Origin of the sequence: Enterobacter sp. CRENT-193, from assembly GCF_002787395.1 — a bacterium.
Lineage (GTDB): Bacteria > Pseudomonadota > Gammaproteobacteria > Enterobacterales > Enterobacteriaceae > Enterobacter > Enterobacter hormaechei_C.
This window is the reverse complement of sequence record NZ_CP024813.1, coordinates 226,238-249,782: the sequence shown is the minus strand read 5'-3', so window position 1 is coordinate 249,782 and position 23,545 is coordinate 226,238. Positions and strand designations below refer to the sequence as shown.

General features: G+C 44.8%; 21 protein-coding genes. 12 read left to right on the top strand and 9 right to left on the bottom strand.

Translation table 11 applies throughout. From position 1 onward, the window contains the following. Positions 1–5: 5 nt before the first annotated feature. Both CU081_RS25470 and mobI read right to left on the bottom strand, forming a co-directional pair. Entirely contained in the window at positions 6–743 is a 738-nt protein-coding gene (locus CU081_RS25470) for a hypothetical protein (protein ID WP_000995978.1), read from the bottom strand. After that, the gene (mobI, locus tag CU081_RS25465; protein ID WP_000071885.1) at positions 740–1,225 is read right to left on the bottom strand and encodes a conjugative transfer protein MobI(A/C); all 486 of its coding nucleotides are present in this window, start codon (positions 1,223–1,225) and stop codon (positions 740–742) included. The genes CU081_RS25470 and mobI overlap by 4 nt, the downstream gene beginning before the upstream one ends. Positions 1,226–1,984: 759 nt before the next feature. Between mobI and CU081_RS25460 the strand changes: the two genes are divergently transcribed. The 5 genes from CU081_RS25460 to CU081_RS25440 all read left to right on the top strand — a co-directional run bounded on the left by CU081_RS25460 (position 1,985) and on the right by CU081_RS25440 (position 10,301). Next, complete coding sequence (locus CU081_RS25460; protein ID WP_000004208.1) at positions 1,985–2,785, top strand: hypothetical protein; 801 nt, start codon at positions 1,985–1,987, stop codon at positions 2,783–2,785. Between the two features lies 1 nt (position 2,786). Continuing rightward, positions 2,787–3,299: a hypothetical protein gene (locus CU081_RS25455; RefSeq protein WP_001140952.1), complete on the top strand. Its 513-nt coding sequence runs from the start codon at positions 2,787–2,789 to the stop codon at positions 3,297–3,299. A 591-nt stretch (positions 3,300–3,890) separates the two neighbouring features. Further along, positions 3,891–4,937 carry a thioredoxin family protein gene (locus CU081_RS25450; protein ID WP_000196727.1) on the top strand — a complete coding sequence of 349 codons (1,047 nt, stop codon included), beginning with the start codon at positions 3,891–3,893 and terminating at the stop codon, positions 4,935–4,937. Beyond that, the gene (gene trhH / locus CU081_RS25445) at positions 4,927–6,342 is read left to right on the top strand and encodes an IncHI-type conjugal transfer protein TrhH (protein ID WP_001257292.1); all 1,416 of its coding nucleotides are present in this window, start codon (positions 4,927–4,929) and stop codon (positions 6,340–6,342) included. Before CU081_RS25450 ends, trhH begins: the two co-directional genes overlap by 11 nt. An 8-nt stretch (positions 6,343–6,350) precedes the next feature. After that, on the top strand, positions 6,351–10,301 hold the full coding sequence (locus CU081_RS25440; RefSeq protein WP_000386160.1) for a conjugal transfer protein TraG N-terminal domain-containing protein: 3,951 nt from the start codon (positions 6,351–6,353) through the stop codon (positions 10,299–10,301). A 122-nt stretch (positions 10,302–10,423) separates the two neighbouring features. Here CU081_RS25440 and CU081_RS25435 read toward each other — a convergent pair whose 3' ends face one another. The 4 genes from CU081_RS25435 to CU081_RS25420 all read right to left on the bottom strand — a co-directional run bounded on the left by CU081_RS25435 (position 10,424) and on the right by CU081_RS25420 (position 13,304). Further along, positions 10,424–10,930, bottom strand: a complete 507-nt coding sequence (locus tag CU081_RS25435; protein WP_000654195.1) for a YrhA family protein — start codon at positions 10,928–10,930, stop codon at positions 10,424–10,426. 9 nt (positions 10,931–10,939) lie between these two features. Further along, positions 10,940–12,001 carry an HNH endonuclease signature motif containing protein gene (locus tag CU081_RS25430; protein ID WP_000902297.1) on the bottom strand — a complete coding sequence of 354 codons (1,062 nt, stop codon included), beginning with the start codon at positions 11,999–12,001 and terminating at the stop codon, positions 10,940–10,942. Between the two features lie 123 nt (positions 12,002–12,124). Further along, on the bottom strand, positions 12,125–12,682 hold the full coding sequence (locus CU081_RS25425) for an HAD domain-containing protein (protein WP_001371950.1): 558 nt from the start codon (positions 12,680–12,682) through the stop codon (positions 12,125–12,127). 82 nt (positions 12,683–12,764) lie between these two features. Further along, positions 12,765–13,304 (bottom strand): lytic transglycosylase domain-containing protein, encoded by a 540-nt coding sequence (locus CU081_RS25420; RefSeq protein ID WP_000494968.1) that lies wholly within the window; start codon positions 13,302–13,304, stop codon positions 12,765–12,767. A gap of 147 nt (positions 13,305–13,451) precedes the next feature. Between CU081_RS25420 and CU081_RS25415 the strand changes: the two genes are divergently transcribed. From CU081_RS25415 to CU081_RS26700, 3 genes are all read left to right on the top strand, one after another. Beyond that, positions 13,452–14,201, top strand: a complete 750-nt coding sequence (locus CU081_RS25415) for a thioredoxin fold domain-containing protein (RefSeq protein ID WP_000720274.1) — start codon at positions 13,452–13,454, stop codon at positions 14,199–14,201. A gap of 24 nt (positions 14,202–14,225) precedes the next feature. Beyond that, complete coding sequence (locus CU081_RS25410; RefSeq protein ID WP_000843243.1) at positions 14,226–14,618, top strand: hypothetical protein; 393 nt, start codon at positions 14,226–14,228, stop codon at positions 14,616–14,618. A 195-nt stretch (positions 14,619–14,813) separates the two neighbouring features. Beyond that, the gene (locus tag CU081_RS26700) at positions 14,814–15,074 is read left to right on the top strand and encodes a hypothetical protein (RefSeq protein WP_001439466.1); all 261 of its coding nucleotides are present in this window, start codon (positions 14,814–14,816) and stop codon (positions 15,072–15,074) included. 59 nt (positions 15,075–15,133) lie between these two features. On the opposite strand, the gene CU081_RS25400 is transcribed toward CU081_RS26700, so the two are convergent. Beyond that, positions 15,134–15,589: a hypothetical protein gene (locus tag CU081_RS25400; protein ID WP_223230168.1), complete on the bottom strand. Its 456-nt coding sequence runs from the start codon at positions 15,587–15,589 to the stop codon at positions 15,134–15,136. A gap of 262 nt (positions 15,590–15,851) precedes the next feature. On the opposite strand from CU081_RS25400, the gene CU081_RS25395 reads away from it, so the two are divergent. Continuing rightward, entirely contained in the window at positions 15,852–16,661 is an 810-nt protein-coding gene (locus CU081_RS25395; protein ID WP_000031378.1) for a DsbA family protein, read from the top strand. A 45-nt stretch (positions 16,662–16,706) separates the two neighbouring features. On the opposite strand, the gene umuC is transcribed toward CU081_RS25395, so the two are convergent. Both umuC and umuD read right to left on the bottom strand, forming a co-directional pair. Continuing rightward, a complete protein-coding gene (umuC, locus tag CU081_RS25390) occupies positions 16,707–17,960 on the bottom strand; it encodes a translesion error-prone DNA polymerase V subunit UmuC (RefSeq protein WP_001371894.1) in 1,254 nt (417 codons plus the stop codon). Next, entirely contained in the window at positions 17,950–18,384 is a 435-nt protein-coding gene (gene umuD / locus CU081_RS25385; RefSeq protein ID WP_000111290.1) for a translesion error-prone DNA polymerase V autoproteolytic subunit, read from the bottom strand. The genes umuC and umuD overlap by 11 nt, the downstream gene beginning before the upstream one ends. A gap of 193 nt (positions 18,385–18,577) precedes the next feature. On the opposite strand from umuD, the gene CU081_RS25380 reads away from it, so the two are divergent. The 3 genes from CU081_RS25380 to CU081_RS25370 all read left to right on the top strand — a co-directional run bounded on the left by CU081_RS25380 (position 18,578) and on the right by CU081_RS25370 (position 23,251). Next, positions 18,578–19,186: a hypothetical protein gene (locus tag CU081_RS25380; protein ID WP_000926374.1), complete on the top strand. Its 609-nt coding sequence runs from the start codon at positions 18,578–18,580 to the stop codon at positions 19,184–19,186. Positions 19,187–19,339: 153 nt separating this feature from the next. After that, positions 19,340–19,693 (top strand): hypothetical protein, encoded by a 354-nt coding sequence (locus CU081_RS25375; protein WP_000769182.1) that lies wholly within the window; start codon positions 19,340–19,342, stop codon positions 19,691–19,693. A 222-nt stretch (positions 19,694–19,915) separates the two neighbouring features. Next, positions 19,916–23,251: a hypothetical protein gene (locus CU081_RS25370; protein WP_000502666.1), complete on the top strand. Its 3,336-nt coding sequence runs from the start codon at positions 19,916–19,918 to the stop codon at positions 23,249–23,251. Positions 23,252–23,545: the final 294 nt, after the last annotated feature.

Below are 23,545 nucleotides of genomic sequence, written 5' to 3'. Positions count from 1 at the left end.
ATACCTTATCGACGTTTGCCTGACAGTTCGGCTGCAATGTATGCCTGCACACTTTTATATTGCATTACTTTGGTGATGAACTCTGCTGGACTGTATGGCCCATCCTTACGGCGAGAAACATTCAGAGTCTTTTTCACATTCTCAACATATAAATTAATACTCTTTATAATGTTGTGAGACATAACCGGATAGTCGCTTACAGCCAGTAAACCCAATGAGTTGTACTCATACATTGTGTTCATGAGCTGGTTCATCTCGAAGATGTACTTGTAAAACCTCATGGTGTTGTGGTTATTGAAGTTGAGTTGTACTGGTTCAAAACTGAAAGGTACAAACTGAGTTGATGACATGAATGAGTCATTCTTGTCGAACTCAATTGACTTAATATAAGCAACAAGATTTTCTTTCATCTTATTGTTTTCTTCATGCAGCTCGTTGAACCAATCCTGAATAGCCTGAACAAGGTCAGGATGTTTAACTGCATCAACCGTTTTAAAGAGAGAGGAAATAGCGATACTCACATCATCAAAACCTCTGATGACTGCTCCATTTCTGGCAGTTAAAAACCGGTTAAAGTCTGGGGTGCCGGGGTTAATAATAACTTTGGCCATACCCTGGTGCTCTGGTCTACGTTGAGTAGAAGTTTGAGCGTTTACGCCTTGCTTTTTATTTGAACCTTTTACCATTACATCTTTTGGTTCAATGTTAATACGCTCATTGTCCGTGATAATTGCGTCGTTCATTGTGCCACCTTAGTTTTTGAGTATTGACGGATTTTTCGTCCAAGTTCGATATATGCTGAATGATAGAGCTCAAGCATTTCTCTGTAAGGCTCCAGCAATGCTTCCGTTTCAGAAATCATTTCGTATTCCCAGCTGGCATGGTTTACAAAACAGTTCTTAGAATATTTTCCACTTTTCATTGGTTGCACCCGTTTTGACATGTGGCTAGGCGCTCTTGTTTTATAAGGGCTGAACTGATGCCAAGTGATCGTTACTTTTCTGGCATTACCAATTAGCTCAACTTTTGGTGCGTAAGAACCCAGGTACTCCCTCTTTGGAACTTTGCTATGTCGGGTAAGGTTAATCTCTTGGTGGTTTCGTTCCTTCCACTTGATCCAGTATTTTGTAATGAGATCTTCAGCCTCAACACGCAAACCTTCAATCTGAGCACGTAAATTTTTACGTGTTAGCTCTATAGAACTTATAAGATTTGAATTACTCATGACGCCTCCTGATGTGAAATTACTATACCGGAGGAAATTTCCGTTTTTTTTCACGAACAGAAGATTTTTGAATGCTCTTTGATGAGGGAATTGAACAGATGTAATGCACTCGCTGTTTCCCCCATTCGGGAGGGGCCTTCAGAAACAGTAACAGCGAGTTTAGCCTCACTTCCATCGCTACCCCCTAAAGTTACTTTTGACAGAATGACCATTGTGGATTATTGCTTTTGATAATGTGCATTGCTCTATTAAAGTTATACATATATCTAGTGCCACTTTTCCAAAAAAAATGACCCTATGGAACTTTGTCCATAGTGACACTTTTATAAAAAGTGACCCTATGACGACATTACATAGGGTCACTTTTCAAACATAAGTGACCCTATGTGAGGCATTCATAGGGTCACTTTTCTTTGTTTAGTGATCCTATGTAAGCATGAGGTTGATGAAAAGTAAAAATGTCAGTTTATGACGGTCAGTGAAAGACGTCGTTATTCTAATCCAACGTTGGGAGGGGCTGGATTTAGGTTTTTTTTTAATCGCTTCACATTTCGTTAGCATGCGCAGGAATTTTTGATAAAATTCTGGTTAGTTTGGTTAAAAAGTGTTACAAGTAAGCGGTGTGGTTGAAGGGATAGATTTAAGGCTTATTCAAGCCTTAAGAAAATACTAAAAGTTACTTTTCACCCTACCGAACACCTAACAAAAAATCCATGTTGAAGATTTGAACAATTGTAATGGCGCAAGGACAATCAGCACATGTCAGAATCTGATAATTTAACTCGTAGCTTACTCGGTAAACTTTTCCGCACTGAGATTTCGCTTATTCGTAGTTACCGTGCATTTTTAATGTTATTGCCTGTGCATGGATCTTCTGCATATCAAACTGGGACTCCTCTTCTCCAGCGTCGCCTATTTGGGAAAGGATTTAGTACAGCCGCTGATTTAGCTTTTGAAGTGGAAACACGTCCAGGTAGTTTTTTGGTTCCGCGTACACTCGGAAAGGAAATTACATGGGAGAGGTTTTTTTCTGCGGTCTTGGACGGTGATTCCAATGTAATTCGTGAATATGATACAAATGATATTGACTATGGTATTTACGATGCCGGTGAAAAAGTGACTTTTCTGAATGGTACAGTGGATATCTATAATCCCAAGAAGATTCATGAGTTGCGTTCTAAATGTGTTGATATACAGAATGACTACTTTATGCAGGTGTTCTTTATCTCAATGCTCGCACCAGAGTTTGTAAGTATTTTCTTTGGTTTAAAACCAACTACAGCTGATGCTATTAAAGACATTGGTTATTCATCGTTAAAAACAATTAACGATGTCGTTCTTTTCCCACGTACAATTGCTTTCTCACAAGGGCATATTGAAGAGAGTGTTTCACTTAAAACGAAAGTTTTTGCCTGGGCTTATGAATTGTCTGCTGACATCCGGTTAGGAAAAGTTAGTGATGATTTGATGGAACTATTACGTTATGACACTATGTTCACCAGTCACCGTCAGGATGTGTTCAACACTTTAACAAATAAAGTTATGTTAAAGGATTATTGATATGGCAAAGGTCGATCAAACAAAAGCTAATGCTCTATTGCGAGCAGCAAGAACTATGTCGCTTGGGGCAAATAAAAATACAATACGAATTTTGTACGGTAATCATGTTGCTGAAAATATCGATTTTGAGCCTGGTGCAAAAACAAAACTCAAAAAAGGTATCCGGGGCTGGAGCAAACGCACAGATAACCGCCGAGCCTTTTCTGCTGTTATTGATGTCGCAGTTAACTATTTTGGTTTTGATCCAATAAATCCGGAAGCGAGTTTTCGGCAAATTGACTTCAACCGAATAATGAGTGTCCTTCATAATCTGGGATACTTTGTATGCGCACCGGAAGTTAATAAAATAATAGAAATCCTTACTTCTATGAAAGAAATTGAAGAACTAGGTGCCTGCGAAAAATGTAAACGCCCATACATTGTGCCAGTGACAAATGATGCTCATTGTCCACGTTGCAGATTATCTTCAACTGCTTCAGCCATAGAGAGGTATTCTCAAGAAGAATTAGATTAAATTTAAAAAAGATATCGCGAAACTTGCCTTGTCTGAATCTAAATATTGACTTAAGTCAAATTCTGTTGTTTGCTTTACAATCAAATATTAGTTACAACTTAAATATCAACTCTTGACAAGTAAAGATATAATTTGATTTTTCTTTATTCAGTTTTTCTTCGTTCCAAAAATGTGCACCTTTTTTTCTGTTGAAAACGTAAAACTACTTAGGTTCTCAAAACCTTCTATGCATGACGACTTCTTAATCGCTTTCAATTAATATATTTTATATTCTTGTCTAAGTTCGCTTCTTTGATCCTTAGCTATTCCTTTTTTGAAATATAGAAACAGCATTACTTGTGATGATTTTTTTCAGCTCTAAATACACCTGTTTTCAAAGCAATATTTGCTTTTAGATATTCGATAAAACCATGTTTTTGTTACACCGGATTTTTGACAACGTGCAAGATGGATGATCTTTCCATCACCGAGACTATCTTCTTAGTCAGCACTCCTTTTCCGTCCTTTTCAACATAAAAACGACCATGCTATACGAGCTCTAACCTTTTTTTTGTATGCCATCATAACCGCATCAGAAAAGGAGAACGGTCTATGACTCGTATTGCATTAGCGCCTTCAAAGATGGTTTTGCTTATGTCTTTGGTAATTACTGGTGCCCACGCCAGCCCTGAGCAACCCCTAATAAAAGATACGCCCTTTGTATCTGGCCAGGCTTATAAGAAGGGTTTCTTCTGGTATGACGATCCTGCTAAAAAAAGCGAAGCTGAAGAAGAAGAGGTTTTGCCACCAACCGGTGCTGCTAGCTCGCCTTCAAAAGAGGAAATGGTAGATTTAAATTCAAAATGGCTAAAAGAGAATATGCCTCGACTGTTAACGCAGGCAATGGATAACCCTACCGCAGAAAATCTATCACGTTATTACACGGCGCAAAGGTTAATGCTGGATATCAGTACGCGTTTTTCTGACAAATCAAAAGATTATTTTCTTAAAAACCCGATGATGTCTGAAAAACGCAGGCAACCAGTGGAAAAGGTGGCACTGGATGCTCACCGCACTGTTGTTGAAAAAAATCAGCAAACGGTAATGAAAGATATCTTTACTAAGTCAGGTTTATTTTTCTTTTTCCAGAGTACTTGCCAGTTTTGCCACGAAGAAAGCCAAATACTTCAATTTATGCAGAACTATTATTCGGTAGATATTCTTCCAATCAGTATGGATGGAAGGCCATTGCATAATGGCCTTTTTCAGGATTTTAACATCCCCAACGCACAAATTATTGATCAATTTAAAATTCGAGAGGTACCTACAATTTTCCTGGTTTCAAAGGATGGGACATCAGCTCAGCGCATTAGTGAAGGCATGATCTCCGCTGATGAATTAAAGAACACTATTATACTTGCCGCGAAGGGCATGAATCTGATCGATGACGCTTCGTTCCAGTCAACTCTAGATATTAAAAGGCAATATACCATCGGCGATGATGGCGTTATTACCGTTAATAAATCCGAAATGGAATCAGACCCATTCCTACTTCAAAAAATAATGGACCAAAAACTCGAAGGCTATGACATGCCTACGGCCGATCCGGTCAATTATCTCAATGCTGGCGGCAGTTTTGGAGGCACTTATGCGCAGTAATGCCGTTTTCAACTTCAAAAAGTTACTTTTGTCTCTTTCTGTTTGTGCTGCAATTTTAGCCCCGACTGCAAATGCAGACAACGCAATGCGTAACATTTTCAATGGCATGATGACGTCTACCAGCCCGGCCACCTTTTCCACAGCAACCCGTACAGGCATAGTTGGCGGGTCAATGTCTTACCGAACAACAAACGTTAATACCAACCTTGTTTCCATGTCGTTTCCAAAAGCTTCTGTCGGTTGTAACGGTATTGACGTTTTTCTTGGGTCCTTCAGCATGATCAACGGGGACCAGCTTGTGCAGGTGGCCCGTGGTATTGCCCAGGGTGCGGCTATCTATGCTTTTAACGTTGCTGTTTCAGCTATTTGTGCTGACTGTGCTGCAACGATTAATGACATCCAAAACAAACTGCAAGCGCTAAATAAATTTGCGAAAGATTCATGCAATGCAACTTACTCTTTCCTTTCTGAAAACGTGGGTACGCCAAGCCAGTTCGCTAACTCAGTTAGCTCTGGACCAGCCTCAATTCTGGGATCGATTAATGGTCTTATTCCTGATTTTGGCTCATCGATGACAAAGTCACCTGAAGCTGTCACTTCTCAGGTTAAAGCAAAGGATCCCGAAGAGTTCGCTGAAAAATTCAGTGGTAACCTCTTCTATATGTCGTTCATGGATATTGATAAGGGAACGATGAACATCGGAGGGGTAACGGAGTTATCCGGTTATAAACTGGCAGAACAACTTATGTCTCTCGTAGGTACTGTCATTATCAACTGGGATAGCAAAGGCGAAAAAGCGGGAATGGAAGTCCGCCCGTCTACCATGACTGTCACGGATTACATCATGGGGCCACCAGCTGGCGGATCAATTAAAATGCTCAAGTGTTCTCCGGCACCAGATCCATCATCCCCACGAAAGGCTCAGTGCCTTGTCATGTCAGAAGTTAATGACGGTGGTTTTAAGGGATTGAAGGATACCATTTCTGATCTTCTTTTAAACGTACAGAAAAAAATCATCAACGACGTTCGTGTTTCAGATGATGAATTACGCATTATCTCCTATATCGGCATCCCGACCATTATCGACTCTTTGCAAACATTCGAAGCACCGGAAGGGTACGCATACATTCAGGACATCAGCACTATTGCTGCGACGAGCCTCGTAATCAACATGTTGCGCCAGGTTGAGGCCAAAATTTCAACCATGAGCATACCGAGTGAGTCGCTGTCGGGTAAAAGGGATGATCTCAACCGATTAACAGACAATCTCTCAAAACAGGTTAAAGCCGCCTATGAGCTATCGCACAGCCAGGTCGGTACCAGCTCGGACGTCATTTCAACCTGGGATAACCGTCGCCTGCAACGGAAGGCTTTCACTGAAAGTATTCGTGGCACACGTAACTGAGGTCTGACATGGATTACAACATATATACCCTGGGTGATATTGATTTTGTCTGGTCGGCTTTTACCGGTATTGCCCTGATCTTTTCTCAATATACTGGTGTAAAAGAGTTCCTGACCACGGCCGCCGTTGTAGCAGGTGTGAGCCTATTCTATAAAACGTGGCTATGGCTTCAGGCTCCGACCAAAAATGAATTACCGTTTTTCTCCTGGTTTTTGGGGTTGATCCTTTTCATGATGGCAATGGTTCGAGTGGATGTAACTATTGAATCTGTAAAGTCGGGAGAGGTCAGAAACGTCGACGGAATTCCAATTTTTATTGCTGCGATGGCAACCGTCACCACTAACTTAAGCCAGGGTTTGCTGAAGGATTATAAAACAGCGTTTGATCCGCTTTCTCCGGTGGACCTGTCTGCAACAACTCTGGACGATGACATCACCCTCGGTCCGATGATCCGATTCGTGAAGTTTTTGCAATGGGGCGGCGATAGCCAGGGCTACTGTTCCGCATTTCCTGAACCGGCCAGCGGGCTAGGGCCAATGAACGTATGTGCTACCGTTCAGTCTCTTGCATACAACTGCCTGAAGGCTACCCAAAACTCAAGCGCAAATATTGCCGGTAAAGAAACTATTTTTAACGATATTTTCTCAGCTAATCTGGCAGATAGCATGGACCGGATTAATCAGGCGATGAAAGGCGCACTGAAGAATGCCTCTGCCAGTATTGTTGGCGCTAACGGTTCAAAATCTGGTACGTGTGATGAGGTCTGGTCAACTGTGAAACAGGTTACCAGTACAGCTGAAGCTCGCCAGACTATTTCCCTTATAGGACAGACAAACGGCATCCTTACTCCAGACGAAGCAAATGGTGCACCTACCGGCGCAAGCTTTACTGATGTTATGGCGTCAGCAAATGGTATGTACGGTAAGGCTATTGGTTCGTATGACGCCACCCTGAACCTGTTCATTATGAATGAGCTCAGAAATGGCGCAAGCAAATATAAGACCCCACTCGGTCTGGCTTCCGATATGCAGTTGTTTGAGGCTTCTCTGAAGCGAACCAACACAATGGCTTCACAGGGCCAGTTGTGGTTACAACTGTCGGGAGCAGCAATCGCATTCCTTGAAATGTTTGCTTATATGGTTGCTCCATTTGCTTTGCTTATGCTGCTGGCGTTAGGTGGTAATGGTGTTGCCGCTGCGGCGAAATATTTGCAACTTATCCTCTTCGTGAATATGTGGCCGCTTACGGCAGTAATGGTCAACGCGTATGTGAAGAAAGTCGCGACGGCCGACTTGGATACCTGGAGCACCCTCAACAGCCAGAATAATGCCGTCACGTGGATGGGACTCCCAGGGCTTGCGGAAACATACAGTTCATACCTGTCTGTTGCTTCCGCCCTCTATGCTCTGATTCCGGTACTCACATTATTCCTGATGACACAGTCGATTCACCCGATGATGAATGCGGTTAAGGGAGTGACCCCCGATGCGCCGGTGGATACTGGTCATGTAACGCCCAAAGTATGGGATGGCCCTAACAGCGGTAAATCTTCATTTGGTGACGTGACACGAACCGCCTTAACCAGTACCGGTCAGGGATACAGCGATGGCGGCGCAGTTGATTCAAGTAATTTCCGTCTTGGAATGTGGAATGCTGGTTCAAGTATCGCTAACAGCCAGGGACAAGGATCAGCTGTAACCTCATCAGTTATGAGTGCGGCAAGTAATTCATTCCAGGCTGGTTACAGTCAGATGAGCGAAATTGGAAGGTCAGGACAGTCGAGCCAGCAGTTCTCAACCAACCTGCAAACAATGAAGCAGATCTCGGATAAGATTGGTGCCTCTGTAGCAGAAGGTATTGCAACGAAACATGGGGTGAGTGCGTCTCAGATGGCCAGCATTGCTTCAAATGTTATTCTCAACGCTGGGCTTAATGGAGGTGTTGGAACTGGCAATGGAGCCGGGCTGAAAGCGGCTGTAGCAGGGCAATTGAGTAGCGGTGCATCTAAGACCAATACAGGCAGTGACTCGCTTTCAAATGACCTTTCAAAAGCAATCACGAATCAGCTTAGCCAGGATTCTGCGTTAACTGACCAGTTCAGTAAAGCGGCGTCTCAGGTAAGCAGCGATCAGATATCCAATACTAATGCGTTTAAAGAAGCATCGTCGAAAATGAACCAGGCGACACAGACGATGGCGCAAAATATTTCTACATCGGTTTCGACTAACGCAAGCTCCAATAGTGGAATGAGCCTTGATTCTAAACAAAGCATTAACCTGGACAGGTTCTCCGATTCTATTCGCAACAAAAACTTCAGTGATGATGATGTAAGGAATTTTGCTCGTAAGAATGGGCTGGATGAGAATGCGTTTATGGAGAAATTCAACTCCTATAACGATACCTTCAAGGCCAGTAATCAGCTTGGATCGCAGCTTCAACGTACTGACGCGCTTGTGGCTGCAACCCGAGATTTCAGTGAGCAAAAAATTGCGATTGATACCGCCCGGGGAGAGACGGCCGAAAGTAATAAACAGGATCTCCGTGAAACCTCCAGCCTGCTTAAAAGTCTGGTTTCCGACTTCGGTGGTAATGCACAGCAGCTGCTACCTATCACCAATCAGCTCGACAGAATTTCAGGTGACGGGTCAGGAATTAATACTATCACTCAGGCACAGGATAGAACTCCTGACAGCGTAAATACGTCTGGCGTGATGAGTGCGTCACGCGTAGGGGAACTGGGTGGAAGTGTAGATTCGCAGGCTAAACTCGGTCTTTCCTCCAACGCTCAGGACGCGACACAGCATGTCCCTGGAAAAAGTGAAGCTGGCTTTACTCCGTATAACCTTGATAACGCGGGCAAAGGCGATATTCAGGGAATACATAACAACAACGTGGGCCGCACTTATTCTGATGAAGAAAGGAATGTGCTTAATTCTCTCGAAAAGAATGGACCTGTACTGAATAATCAGGGTGTAGAGAAAGTCGTCAATTCGGGTCAGGATGTCAGAAATGCAGAAGGCACATTTAACGATCTGGAAAAGGTTGGAGGTCGGGTGGTTGGTGATGGAATGGATCAACGAGCCACTGCTTTGAACAGTATGTATCAGAGCGGGCAAGTTCGTGGCTTATCTAATAACACTGATAACTACTTTAGTCGTGTTGCCAACAACCCGAACTTAAGCCGGGACGATAAGCGAGCTGAATTGGCACAGCAAGCTGTCTTTACCTATGGTGCCAGCACCATGGCTACCGGTGCCGAAAGAGAGCAGCTCAAAGCGGATACCCAGAAGATCCTTAATGAACTGGGTAACTATAACGTTAACTGGAGTATGAATGACGTTAAGAGCATCCATAGCAGTTTCAACACTCATAACAGAGCTGATGGTTCACTTGAGTCAGTCGTACGGGCAAACCTGGGAGAAGGTGGGTCGGGCGGTGGTCTCGTTGGTAACCGCACTCAGACCGTCACAGATCGCTTGGTTGGGGAAAAGATAGAGGCCAACACTGAGCGGGGCGCGATTTCTGGTGCGCTACTCGGGGGCCAGCAATTTGTTTCGGATACGCTAACCAGCGTTGGGGCGAAACCGGTAAATGAGATGCTTACGGGAGCGGGCATCCTTCAAACCCAGACATCGATAGCAAATGATGCCTCTAACCCTGCAAATATGCCTGATTCTCTCCAGGGTAAAGTCCTTAATCACATGCAGATGTCTGATGGCGTCGCAGCTGTAAGTGACCGGTATCAGAGTATTAGCAGCGACGGCGTTTCGACTTATGCGAATGCAGCGCAGAACTCTGAAAGGGCTATCCGGCAGCAATTGACGGATGACCCACGCTTTGGGCCTCAGAAAGCAGATGAATTCATTCAGTACATGAAGTCAGAGCTGAGCAACACAAATGAGCCTTACCAGTCACGTGTCGATAAAGCGGATCAGTGGCTTAATGAAAATAAAAAATAAGGGAGGTTGAATATAACCTCCTGAAATGACTATCAATAGATTGTAAATTACTGCTAAACAATTAAGGCCGCAAAGTATGTGTTTGCGGCCTTTTTTTCAGAAGTACCGCTCTTGCGGAACATTCAACTGACGGTTTGAATCAGTGAAGACAAAAATCTATCAAACTCTGTATGAGATTCAATAACATAATCAGTAGATGCTTTGTCTCTTATCTGAAAGCAGTCGTCTGCAAAACTATAAGCGAAAAGTGACATGCCATCTTCTCCGATTAACACCTTATCAGTGAGATTTGGGTCAACGTAGATTTCATTGTCTCGTGCTTCAAAGTTGCGTATGTAAATATTTGACCACAATAGATTTTCGTTCTCTGCCTGAACAAGGTTATAAAACGTAAGTCCGTTGTACTCAAAACCATCCATAGCATTAAACACTTGGGCATAATCAAGCCTGGTTTTAATGAGTTTCTGTATATCTATATAGGCGCTCTTTTTGTGATCTGCCCACTCCACTGGAGGCGGATTGCAGATTAAGTCTTTCAAGACTTCCGGGGCTACCGGGCTGGCTAAAGGGTAGTGATCTGCAACCATCAACCTCTTTAAGCTGCTGAGTAGTTGAGTTAAATCTTTCATGAGCGCCTCTTACTTTCCTACCGGGTAGATAACACCGTTCGGCGATGGCCATAGAACTTTGGTGCTTGAATTATACGGTAGATCCTTCGTAATGATGGATTGTGCTTTCGACAGTGCTGAATGGTATGGTGAATTCTGAATAAGTACCAGGTTGTCTATAGCGTTTGTGCCACCATCATCAAGAGGGATCTTGTGGTGAACCTGCCACCCAGAGGGGACCTTGCCTGTTGCAAGTTTCATCAAATCGTTAGGTTCAAACGTAGCCAGGGCATCTGGGTGGTCTGAAAGTGATTTAAGGAAGTTAGGGCGTACAGTATTGTTGAATTGTCCACGGAGAGCTAAATATTCAGCTCTGTCTCGGCGCATGTAGTTCAATTCGCTAACATTCATATCATCGAGCAAAACGTGTGCTTTTTTGTACTTGCCGAGATAACTTGTCAATTCATCCGCAGACCTTGGATTTCGGATAACCAGAAGTGAAGCCGCTGCAACCAGCATACCTGAAGTTGTTTCGTTCAATACCTGGTCATAGCCTTCAACAGCTTCGCCGCCAAGTTGTTCAGCCGTATGTCGAAATCCCTCCACATTTCCATTATAAAGCCCGCCAGCTGCGAGAAGACGACCAGCCGCTTTGGAATTAATGGTTTTTGTTGATTGGGCGTGCTGTGCTGGTGTCGTTGATCGAACGTAATACCCCGGGCGTTTCAACTGACGAGAGATGATATCGCGCAGACGGGTAAAGAGGGACAGGGGCAGGTCATTGCGTAGGTTGCCATTTGATATAACCCCCGGCCCGGCATTGCCGGTTATGTCTTTTCTAAGCAGAACGATCTTACCGTATCTGATGTCGTCAAGCGTATCGCGGTAAGCGAGCCAGGGGCGTTGATGGTGGAACTGGTGATACCGGCTGACAAACTGTGTATATCCCTGCGGTAAATTCCATTCCTGAATAATCCGGTTTGGCAGGGCGGTATCTTCGAGGTCATGTACCGCCGTGGCCGGATGTATGATGTGGGGAATATCCTCAAGGTATATGTCATCCAGTGACTTAGCCTGACAGTGATGCAGCATAATGTCCCTTTCTTGTCGAATTCATATGAGACATTATTGCGTATGGTATAAAACAATCAATCCTAAAGTGGATGGGCGTACGAGATCAGCAGTGACAGGGTAAAAGGAAAGTTACTTTGTTCATCAGCGTCCCATGAGCTGATGGTACCTTGCGTTAAGAGCTGCAAGGTCAGATTCGGTGAGGCCCGTGTAATAATCGGTTTTGTGCAAATGCGGATAACCGGCCGGAAATAATGATTCGTCGTCATCAAGGCAGATAAATGCTTTAACTCGATGTGAAAAGACAAAGTCCTCACACTCGGCAGCCCGCACACCAGTCTGTCCGTGTTTTAAATATACCGAACCGGTTGCACCTATGATTTTGTCTCTATAAGGCACCCGGAACAGAGATTTCAGATAACTTGTATTAGCGCACTCACGCCATGAGCTGGAGATAACAATCACCATGGCAGGGCAGTTATCCAGCAATTTCTCTAACAGTGGCATTCGCTCAAAGGTTTCATTTTTACACCTGTGGCAAACCCCATCGAAATCTAAGAAAAGCACGACATGCGAATCAGGGAGAGGGGCCCATAAACCAGCTGTTGTTTCTTCATGAACACATACTTCTTCATGATGAGGGTTTTTCTGGATCAAGAAAGAAGAGAGAATCTTAAATAAATTTCTTGCAGAAGAAGACAATATATTACTCCTGAGTCAGTGTGAAATATTTGTGGTGGTTTACCCAAGCCACTCGATGATCTTCTGTAATATCGGGTTGTATTTATTTAACAACAGGAGTCGGGTTTTGCTCCGGGACATTTTTAGCTATATGGCCATTGTATCGAGGAGGTTGCTGGGTCCATTGATAAAGCTCACCCATCCCGTTACGCTGCTGGATCCGGCGATTGTACTTTACCATGAAGTTAAATATGTACTTTGCACGTACCTTTGGGGTTTTGCTGTTGTAATCTGCAATCCCTTCAAACACATTGCCCTTGCGATCAACAATTTTTCTATAGAGCCACCATGTTCCAACCCAGAAACTTGCGCAAGCATCGTAAGCCAGAACCCGCCACGTTACCGTCGGGAAATGCTTTTTTATTTCAGGTAGATTGGATGAGTTGATCTGCATTGGGCCAATATCATAAGTGCCGTTAGTATTCCTGCTGAAAGTACCAACCTTACCGCCTTCATTGTCAAACAACGTAAAAACCAGTTCAGCATCAATTCCGAAGTAGCGGGCGGCATCCGTAATGCACTGAGTGTAAATCTCATCAGGAACGGGAATAGGTTTCACATCATCTGCTGGTGGTGTAAACACAACGATTTCTCCACTGAATCTACGTTTTATCTATTCTCCCATATATCTATCGACTTTCTTTCGGCTTTACCCGTTGATTTAAGCGTTTAAGCAAAATTCTGGAATTTTGGGGCGTGATAATATTAGTGCTCGATTTAAGGAGCGGAAATGAAAAAAATTATTAAGGCATCGGTATTACTTCTTTCATTAAGTACCGCCTTCACGATGAATGCCGAGCCGGTTAATACAATGGTACTGCCAGATGCAGCCCGGGATAAGCTCAAAGCCATTGGGCTTTCAATCGAGCACGTCGAACCCTCGCCAGTAAAAGATATTTTTACGGTGATTTCCAGGGAGGGGGTAAGTTACGTGAGCAAAGACGGAGATTACATTTTTACCGGAAGCTTATTCCACGTGAAAGGTAAAGATGTGGTAAACACCACTGAGCAGGCCATTTTAATGGGCGTCCGGGAATTCGCATCCAAAACAAAATCCATCGACTACAAATCACCAAACGAAAAATACCGGCTTGCTATCTTTACCGATATAACCTGTGGATACTGCCAAAAACTGCATCATGATCTGAAGTCTTATCTTGATGCCGGTATTTCGATTAAGTTTCTTGCATTCCCACGTGCAGGACTGAACTCGGTAGTAGCCGGGAACATGGCCAAAATCTGGTGTTCAGCAAAGCCAAACGAAGCTCTGGATGCAGCGATGAATCCGGTTTCAACTATCCCGGAAGGACGTCCTGATGAGGCTTGCTTAAACATTATCAAATCGCATTTCCAGGTGGCCTCAACAATCCCGCTGCAAGGTACTCCTACCATGGTGACACTAAGCGGCAAACCGCAGTTATTTACGGGGTGGCTGAGCCCGGAAAACCTGGTGACCCAAATGGGCGCTGCGCAAAAGTAACTTTTCCGACTGTAAGAGGTGTGTATGAAATCTACTTTACTGAGTACGTTAATGCTGGTTGCTGTAGGTGTACAGCCCGTTTTCGCTGCACAATGTCAGTACGGAGCCTGTGGAACGGAAAACGATCCCGGAATCGGATTTCTGATGTCATCGGTACAAATGGATAAAGGTGAACATCTAAAGGAACTCTCTGGTGTTGCGACCACAGGTGACACCATCTCTAAAAAGATGGAAAGCTACCTGGGAAATAAAAAGCTCAAGGTAAACACCGACAGTACCCGCAAGGGGCCGGGTAATACCACCATCAGGCCTACAGATGAGCTCGCCCCAACGAGGCAACTAAAAGTTATCCGGCCCGAACTGGTAAAAAATCCCGATTCGCAGCTCGTGGTAGCTTTCAATGAGCGCCTGGCCTGATTTATTGACTGAGAGCGTCCAGAAGGAAAAAAGATGTCGATACTCAGTAGCTTCGTCATCAGAGCAACGGGGATACCTGACAAAAAGTATCTCCGGGATCCCGTAATAAAACGTTGTTATAAACGTCTGAGTCGTAGGGTGCCTGCTCTAATGACGGGGTGGCTTCTGTGCATTCTGGGTTCAGGGTATGTCAGTATGGCACTGGAACAGCCTGATAGCACTGTATTACTCAGTCTGCTGCTGTTGTATGTTATGTCAGGCATTTTACTGATGCAGTTCCAGTATATGTATTCAGAGCGAAGCATAGGCTACAAGTTCTACCTGGAAGTGCTTATGAATGCAGCTGCCAGTACTCAACATAAAGAACAGTTACAGTATCTGTTCATTAATAAGCCCAATTCCATCACGATGGGCGATCTTTACCGACTTTATGATTTTAATGGGGGAGGGCGATAGCCACGTTAATGTGCGTGTCCAAAAGTCACTTTTGAACATTCTCTTCCCGCCGTCTGCTTTCAGTTCCAGGGGATCACTGCAACATAATTTCCGGAACGCAGCGGCGCATCAAATTTATCAGTAAAGGCGTCGATCATTGCTGAATAAGCAATGCTGTCTGACGGCACAGGTGCATTGCTTTGCATACTCACTTTCAGAACCTGCTTTGCTCCTTTCGCTGACGGGTATACCTCGACATCCAGCTGTCGCATATAGTGCATCTGCGACATCGTCTCAGTGCCTATTACCCCATCGACTGGCTTGTAGTCATAGTCAGTATGCAATTCGCCATGCTTGTCAGTTCTCGTTGTCTTTTTATCTACAACGTAGCCTGTCACCCCAGTAAGAAGCTGCTCGCTATACTGCATGTTCTCCTGTGAGCTGCTGATTCGGAACCTGAGCACATAATCTGGCTGGTGAGTGGAAATAATGACTCCTTTTTTTGCTAATCCATCAGCAAAACGGCCTGAAAACATTCTGGACTGAATACTTTCGTCCGGAGGGACTATCTGAAACCTTTTATTTGTAACAGGACGAGGCATTAGATCGTACGCATCTACCTGGTTTGCGAAATGATATCCGCATCCACTCAAAAGCATTGCGGTTGTGAGTATAAAGCCCTGCCTAATCATCCTTTAATCTCCAAAAAGCATTGTTTCACGAATAATTCCGATTTACCGGGCCAGTATAATCCATCGCAGGTTAATAACTAACAGGCTGAAAAGCATAAAGGTAGCTATGTCTAAAGAATTTTATTTAAAACCGATGGCCACGATTTTAATTTCTGCGGTTATTGCTACCGCTGCCTCGGCGTTAATCACGGCAACTTATTTTAAACCGAAGGTGCTCAGTGAGGAAGAAATTGGCAAAATTGCCGCTACTTACCTGGTAAAAAATCCCCATTATTTAGTGGAAGCAGGTAAGGCGCTGGAAAATCAGAACGTGAGTGCCTCAGTGGAACGAATAATTCCATATGCGCCAGCTCTGCTGGATACCAAGGAGACGCCAAACATCGGCCCTGATGACGCCGACGTCGCGGTAATCGAGTTCTTCGACTATCAGTGTATTTACTGCATGCGGGTTACACCTGTTGTTGAATCGGTAATGAATCAGAGCAAAGATGTAAAATTCTTCTTTAAAGAATTCCCGATTTTTGCCGGTTCAAAACCTGTATCTGCCATGGGGGCCGCTACGGGTCTGCACGTCTATCAGAATTTCGGTGCTGAAGCCTATCGTAAGTACCACAACAACCTGATGGCTGTGGCTCATACCTTCATGACCTCTCAACGCAAATTCGAACTCACTGACTTTAATACTGTGGTGGAAAAGTCAGGGTTTAACAGCACGTTTTCTGACAGGGAAAAAAACCGGTATGAAAACGTGATCTCCGGCAATATGCAGCTGGGCGAAGCGCTCGGGATCACCGGCACACCCGGTTTCATCATTATGAATATGAAAAAGCCGAATGCGGCGACTACCACATTTATCCCCGGGGCTATGGACGCAGCAACTTTGCAGGGCGCAATCGAAAAAGCTCGCGGGGCCTAAAGTTACTTTCACATTTGATGAGTACGGCCATGCCGGTCATGGCCGCTACGCTTTTACAACGAGTAATTCATCCCAGCGGGTCGTATATCTCGGTGATAGCATGGCCTGCTTCATACGAAAATCCTGTTGAATGCCTTCCCCCAGTAAAAACAGAGCTCCGCGCTTTTCTTTATTGAACCGGTCCATAACTTTCATCAGTGCCTGACTGCCAGGCCTGGCCGGGCGAGTATCAAACAGGCTGAGTTGCTCTGTGCCGTCAGTCATAGCGGAGAGCATTACCCCTGCTTTCGCATACGCTATCCCGGGTCTGTAAATGCGGTTCAGGATGGTCATGGCTGCATCAACCAGATCGCGGGTGTCCTGTGTAGCGGTAAGCGGCTCGATACCACAATTGCTGTAGCGGTTTTCACCTTGCGCATAATTGCTACTCTGAATGAAGACTGTGATTTGACGGGTCCACGAGCCATCCTTGCGCAGCTGCTCTGCCGCCCGGGCGGTAAAAAATGAAACTGCCTCATGTAGCTTGCCTATCTCATTAAGGCGCTGACCAAAACTTCTGGAAACGATAATCTGTTGCCTGACAGGAGGAGACTCGTGCAGCCGGAAACATGGTTCGCCATGCAGTTCCCGCCAGGTACGCTCGATTTCAACGCCAAAGCTTTTACGTAAAAAGCGAACGTCGCTATTATAAAAATCACCGGCAGTGATGATCCCGAAAGCCGACAGGCGTTCACTAATCTTTCGACCAATACCCCATATTTCTCTGGTACTGATCAGGCTCAGGAGCTTCCTGATCCTGGCCTGATCAGTCAAAACTACAACCCCGCCTGTAGCTGCCCATCGTTTGCTCGCATAGGTGCATAATTTAGCGAGGGTTTTGGTGCTTGAACAACCCACACCACAGGTAAGGGACAGATTATGAAGAAGTGTACTTCTGATCAACCGGCCGTAATCTTCATAATCTATTATCTTGTTCATGTTTTTCAATAACATGAAATTTTCATCTATGCTATATCGACTCGATTGAGGCGCGAAGCTTTCCAGCGTTTCATGGAAGCGATTTGAGTAGTCTTCATACAAAGTAAAGTTAGAGCTCCTGACTTCGATCCGGTGTTGCTGAATCAAATCCCTGCACTTAAAAATTGGGGTCCCACGCTTAATACCAACGCTTTTAGCCAGTTTATTCATTGCAATGACGGACGAATCGTTATTGCTGGCTATGATGAGCGGCTTTTTTGACAGCTTGGGATCCATCGCACACTCAAATGCCGCATAGGCTCCGTTAATATCAACGTGCATGTACATGGCTGAACTGATTCAGTGCAAAGGTGACGACGCCCCATATCTCAAGGGATTCAGGATTTACACGTATCGGCTTATAGGCTGGATTAGAAGGCATCAAAAGCAGCTCAGGATACGTGTGTAAGATCTTTACCGTAAACTCTCCATCCACCAGCGCAACGACGATAGAGCCGTGTCGTGCTGTTAAAGACCGATCCACAACCAGTATTGCTCCATCATTGATACCGGCATTGATCATACTGAGGCCCGCCGCCCTGACAAAGAAGGTTGAGGGGCGGTTGCGGACTACATATTCATGCAAATTTAATTCATTATCTTCATGCCCGGCGCACGGACTCATCACTCCACAGCTTAGTAAATCACTGAAAAAAGGTGCCATTTCGTAAGGCTTGTTGCTAATGTGCTCAAGGATAACAGACATAGCTACACTCGAATTCTTGTACTGTATGTATAAACAGTATTGCGAGTTGAAGAGAAAAGATCAAATCTCTCCGGTAACGCTATCAAGCCTGACGAAAAATTAAGCTTTATCATAAACATCAAAAACCATCTTTTACCGATAATGGCGAGCTGGCCTACGAAGAAGGTATACAAGCTAGGATGAAAGGATTCTGATGCTCCTCCCACCAAATTTTTTATCTCCTGAAGACCAGGCTGAGTACGATGCTTATATGGCAAGGTTCAGCGAGGTAAATCACTATTATGAGCATTGCACTGTCCCCGTGATTGACTGGTTTTTTAAACAAGCAACCGAGGCGCTGCATCATGGTCTATGGTTACCGGCCTGTACGAGCTTTCTGAATGGGATCGAAACATCACTCAGGGTTACGCTGAAGTTGAAATCAACTGTTAACGTTCAGCAGTCAGTTCCTGTACTGGTGGACTTAGATGGTACGTCAGTAATGAGTAACGCTTTAATGCGAAAGGCTAAGCAGGAAGGGATGCCGATAGAATTACTGTCATTTCCAGCCGAGAAGAATATGTTGGCAAAGATAGACGCTGGTAAAAAACCTGAAGCAGATATCGTCAGGCTTAGAAATAGTCTATGCCATGGCAACATTCTGGAGTTCATTATGAGTGTTAAAGTCGGTTCTCCAGATCCCATACGAATTTTTACTCCTGGTAACTGCTGTGGTTTAGCGCTTTTACTTTCGGCCTTATCGAAGAAATGGACGGTAGGCTTGCATCAATACTGGATCGACAACAATCTGACGTCCTGCTGAAACCTCATAAATCATGCCTACTAAAGTCACGTGCAAAAAAACGTTGTAGCATGATATGTTTAAAGTCAAAACAGTGGGTTCTATGTTTTGACGGCAAACATGATATAACTAATACTTCATAAGTAGATATCAATAGTCATAATGGAGTGAACTATGAAATTAAAAAATATTCTGCTGTGTGCGATGATGTCAGTCGCTTTTGGCTCCTCTGCTAATACTACACATAAAGTTGAAAACGAACCTATCCCAAACATTATTCTTGATGGTAAGGTTGATGATATTTGTAAAGATGCAAGCATCCGAACTGAACTTAATCATGATAAAGCAAAGGAACTGGTAACCACCAACCTGAAGCAGGCATTACCATTAAATACGGTACCGGATAAGTTGGATGAAGTTGCAGAAGCCTTTGTAAACCGCGACAAAGGCGCTTCAGAAACAGCAGACCATTGCCTTGTTAATGTACGTAATAAATACTGGGAAATGTATCCCTCTGAAGATAAGTAGCATTTATTATTAAAGGCTTCACTTAAGAAGCCTTTTTTAACCCTTTGCGAAACCTGCTTTAAAAGCAATGCGCTATTCATATCTAAGAATCTATTTAATTAATGAATAATAGTGGACGGATTCATTTCTAGTGAATGCCGAAGTTGGTGTTTTTTGAGTTATTAGACGGTAAGTGCAATCTGGTATGATTCACCTAACATACGAATCTGGAAGGAAAGGTATATGGGTGACCTGGTCAGCAAAAATAACATTGACCGTTTAGAGCGATTTCATTCTTTGCTGGCGGGTCAGTACTGGACGTCCACTGACAGCATCCCTGAAGAGGGTATTGTGGCAGGGGATACGCTGCTCATTACGTCTTTGCGTTACGTTGAAGATAAGCTGCACACAGTGATTCTACGCGCCCATCCCCGCGTTTACGGTCAGACTGTAGCTATTGTCACTGAAGACAGCAGCGGCAACCGTAGGGAACGTGGCAAAGAAATGCGAGAGCATCGCTTCCTGGTTAAGGATTTTCTGTCCAGTTTTGTATTTGAACCCGACCATAAGGTAATCCGGGATGCTGAACTCAGACAAGCTCAGGAAGAAGTGAATAGCCTACAGGCATCGCTTACAGCCCTCGTGAGCGATGCTCAGGGGCTCCGTGACCTTGCGATTGAGCAATTAGGTACAGATGACCGTGAAAACCCTGTGACGGGCCTTAGCGTTGCGTTAGTGCCCCCACAAGAGCAGCAGGCGGTAACCTCACTGGCGATTGGATCAGTTCAAAATGCTCTGTCCTCTGGTATTTCAGATACCCGCATTGAACAAATCAGAGAAGCGGCCTTAAAAGAAGGGCAGATCAGCACAGCCATCAGCAAAATCATCACACAACGAACGCAGGCAATCGCTAATGCCAGCAAAAGAATGCTGCCCTATTTCGAGGAAGTTGCAGCGGCAAGTCTGGCCACTACAGAAGAAGCCATGGAATATGTGAAGAAAATCCACGATGGCGTTGGCAGTCTGGAACTGTATACCGGCAAAGACGTTGAGGTAGTGAATATCGTGAAGGGTGAATCCGCTCCATCACACCTCCCGCTCCAGGTCGTTCAGGCAAAGCTGATGGTGGATGAAGAGCTGGCCGTATGGTGCGATCTCGATAGCTGGTTCGACTTCTCTGATATGGAAAAATTTCATGAAACTTTACGAACCAGCCCCGGGCTGGTGGAGCAGATTTTTCCGTCCGAACGTTCCATCGTATGTATGGCCACAACACGACGTTATATCGATTACCGCGATCCCTGGGAAAATCATGTCCGCAATGACAGGAACCGGGTTGTATTCCTTCTGGTCCGGGACGGTCAAAATATTCATCAGGTTTACTCTTCGGTAGAAAGCCATCTTGGGGCTTCGCAGCTATTCCCTTCCGCCAGCGAACAGGAAGCACATTTCCAGGGGATTGATGGCAGCACCATAAAGTTTGAGGACGTCAGTTATACCGACCGACTGAAGCAGCATGATCTTATGGCACTTCACTACCGTCGTTTCCTGATCCTTATCTGCGGCCTCGATCACCGGCTCAAACTATTTGGTGATTTCTATGATACCAATACCCCTTACAGTTTTCTGAGCCTTGAGTTCCAGGAACGGTACTTCCAATTTCTGCACGACAAAGACGGTTCTGGCCTTTTGGGTATGGCTGAGACACGGCCGTCTCTGCAAAGTTATCTTGAACAGGCAAACTCATGCCTTCAGTCCGGATCCCGGGTAATGTGCAACTGGGATTCGTTGATGAACCCAGTGACAGCACCAGGAGCAGTTCAGGAAGACAACAGCTACTCTGGCTATAAATGGCTTGGGAGAACCCATAAAAACTATGAGCCGGTTATTGCATTCCGTCAGGGAGACGATATCTGTGTCAACGCAACAGTAAACAGATACTCAACGGATCGAGATTTCAATTGTAAGGTGAATTTGTCTTTATTTAAGGAGTCCAGCAGGAATGATGCTGAACTGGGTTTCCTGTGCATGGATACCATTAAAGCGGAGGAGCTCGAATGGTACATTCACAGACGTAAATTCAGGTCTAATCACCTGTTTTACATTCGCTTCTTCAAGATGGCTTTAAATTATATTCGTGCCGAGCGTGAGGCAGAAGAACCTTACCGGCAGATGCTGAGCCAGGCTCTGGCCGATGGAAATATTGGCCAGCCTAATCTGAGATCAGAGTTGATAGATCGATGCATTGTAGCCTGGCGAGCTGATAACAGGGGGGCGACGCTGGAAGCTGCCATGAGTACAGAGAAGGGCTCCAAAGAGCTCCTGAACCAGCTCTATATGCTCGCTGATGTGGGGCTCAAACATCTTCCCGGGGTTCGTAATTTTATTAGCAGCAAAGGCTATGAGCTGGTCAGGTTATCGGTAAATGCTTCAGGGAAACTTGTTGCATATGCCGCACCAGCAAATTTTGAATGCGACAACCGGATGGAAGGGCATGCCTGGGTTCATCGAATGGTACTTGCTACATCCCGAAATGTCTTAAACGTCACTCATCAACGTTTTGCGAAAATGAAACACTTCTTACCAGCTGAAAACACCCTGTTCGAAGATGAACAGCTGGTGGCCACATGGTCGGGCAAAAAGACTGCTTTCAAAAGCTTCGAAGAGAAGCAGCGTTATTTTGATACATGCTCCCGTGGCGCTCAGGCTCTTAAGCAGTTTTTAAAGCTGAACGATCCGGTGATTTACACCAATCTGCTTGGCCAGTGGATTGAGGCCTATGAAAGTATCAATGAAACCAGTGAGTACGTACAGCAAGTAAGCCTAATGGCTCCTGTTGCGGTCAAGAGCGAAAAAGGTAAAGCCAGCCTCATCTATATTGGCACTAAAGACCTGGCCGACTGGTTTTATCAGAAAGCGCCGACACCCGAGTTGCAGGCGCTGTTCCTTGAGGAATACCTGTCCAAATTTGAAAATAAAGAGGTCAATAAAGAAAAGCTACTTTCACGCAGAAATACCGCTCTGTCTCTCAGTTTTTACACCATGGACAACGGGGAAGTACCAGATGAAATCCTCGTCACCAAATCAGTTGATAATGCCAGACGGTGGTATTCAGGAATGTTCACAAGCATGCCAACGATGTTAAATGACCAGTGGTCCTGCCATGTTGCGCATTTTTCCCGTAACGGAAAACTCTATTTGACGCCTGATCTGGTCACTGATGAAGGGGAACCTGGTTTTGATGAAATACTCGGGTATCCGCGCCCGGAGGGGCTGGTACCGGTAACCGTGTGTGAGTTTGAAATTGACCACTTTAACCGACGTGGCATTGATGCGAATGGTGATAAGGTGAATATTACACAGTGGGTCGATATTTATCAGGGTGAGCGTGAGGTTACGGAACTGCTGGGGCCTATTTCTGAAGAAGGGGTGAACATCAAAACCTACAGGATGGACACTCTTGAGCAGGCGATGAAAAACATCTCCCGGGGCTCGACGCGCCTCAGACCGTCAACGGAGAATAGCGAGTGGCAACAGCCAGCAGAAGGTGTGAGCCGCTATGTACTTCGGTCATGGTAAAACGCGGGGGCAGGTGCCATCAAAACATCAAACAAAAAGCCATTACAGGCTCAAAGACCCCTTATCGCTCAAATTTGAAAGAGATAAGGCTTTATGATGGCAACGAGGATTATCACCCATCTCGCCGGAGTAACTGGCATAAAAATTGTTTAATCTTTATGCCAGCGCTTCGGCATTTGCTGGCAAGGAGACAGTGTTGAAAGACCATATCGTACCCCCACGAAAAACTAGCGCGAGTTTATCTTATCAACTCAAACGTATTGGGCGCATGCTCCTTCTTTTACTGAGCTTGGC

What these genes read in the sequence shown, in the direction of transcription:
- CU081_RS25470 (WP_000995978.1), bottom strand. Translation starts at nt 743, where the DNA reads ATGAACGACGCAATTATCACGGACAATGAGCGTATTAACATTGAACCA.
- mobI (WP_000071885.1), bottom strand. Translation starts at nt 1,225, where the DNA reads ATGAGTAATTCAAATCTTATAAGTTCTATAGAGCTAACACGTAAAAAT.
- CU081_RS25460 (WP_000004208.1), top strand. Translation starts at nt 1,985, where the DNA reads ATGTCAGAATCTGATAATTTAACTCGTAGCTTACTCGGTAAACTTTTC.
- CU081_RS25455 (WP_001140952.1), top strand. Translation starts at nt 2,787, where the DNA reads ATGGCAAAGGTCGATCAAACAAAAGCTAATGCTCTATTGCGAGCAGCA.
- CU081_RS25450 (WP_000196727.1), top strand. Translation starts at nt 3,891, where the DNA reads ATGACTCGTATTGCATTAGCGCCTTCAAAGATGGTTTTGCTTATGTCT.
- trhH (WP_001257292.1), top strand. Translation starts at nt 4,927, where the DNA reads ATGCGCAGTAATGCCGTTTTCAACTTCAAAAAGTTACTTTTGTCTCTT.
- CU081_RS25440 (WP_000386160.1), top strand. Translation starts at nt 6,351, where the DNA reads ATGGATTACAACATATATACCCTGGGTGATATTGATTTTGTCTGGTCG.
- CU081_RS25435 (WP_000654195.1), bottom strand. Translation starts at nt 10,930, where the DNA reads ATGAAAGATTTAACTCAACTACTCAGCAGCTTAAAGAGGTTGATGGTT.
- CU081_RS25430 (WP_000902297.1), bottom strand. Translation starts at nt 12,001, where the DNA reads ATGCTGCATCACTGTCAGGCTAAGTCACTGGATGACATATACCTTGAG.
- CU081_RS25415 (WP_000720274.1), top strand. Translation starts at nt 13,452, where the DNA reads ATGAAAAAAATTATTAAGGCATCGGTATTACTTCTTTCATTAAGTACC.
- CU081_RS25410 (WP_000843243.1), top strand. Translation starts at nt 14,226, where the DNA reads ATGAAATCTACTTTACTGAGTACGTTAATGCTGGTTGCTGTAGGTGTA.
- CU081_RS26700 (WP_001439466.1), top strand. Translation starts at nt 14,814, where the DNA reads ATGGCACTGGAACAGCCTGATAGCACTGTATTACTCAGTCTGCTGCTG.
- CU081_RS25400 (WP_223230168.1), bottom strand. Translation starts at nt 15,589, where the DNA reads ATGTTTTCAGGCCGTTTTGCTGATGGATTAGCAAAAAAAGGAGTCATT.
- CU081_RS25395 (WP_000031378.1), top strand. Translation starts at nt 15,852, where the DNA reads ATGTCTAAAGAATTTTATTTAAAACCGATGGCCACGATTTTAATTTCT.
- umuC (WP_001371894.1), bottom strand. Translation starts at nt 17,960, where the DNA reads ATGCACGTTGATATTAACGGAGCCTATGCGGCATTTGAGTGTGCGATG.
- umuD (WP_000111290.1), bottom strand. Translation starts at nt 18,384, where the DNA reads ATGTCTGTTATCCTTGAGCACATTAGCAACAAGCCTTACGAAATGGCA.
- CU081_RS25380 (WP_000926374.1), top strand. Translation starts at nt 18,578, where the DNA reads ATGCTCCTCCCACCAAATTTTTTATCTCCTGAAGACCAGGCTGAGTAC.
- CU081_RS25375 (WP_000769182.1), top strand. Translation starts at nt 19,340, where the DNA reads ATGAAATTAAAAAATATTCTGCTGTGTGCGATGATGTCAGTCGCTTTT.
- CU081_RS25370 (WP_000502666.1), top strand. Translation starts at nt 19,916, where the DNA reads ATGGGTGACCTGGTCAGCAAAAATAACATTGACCGTTTAGAGCGATTT.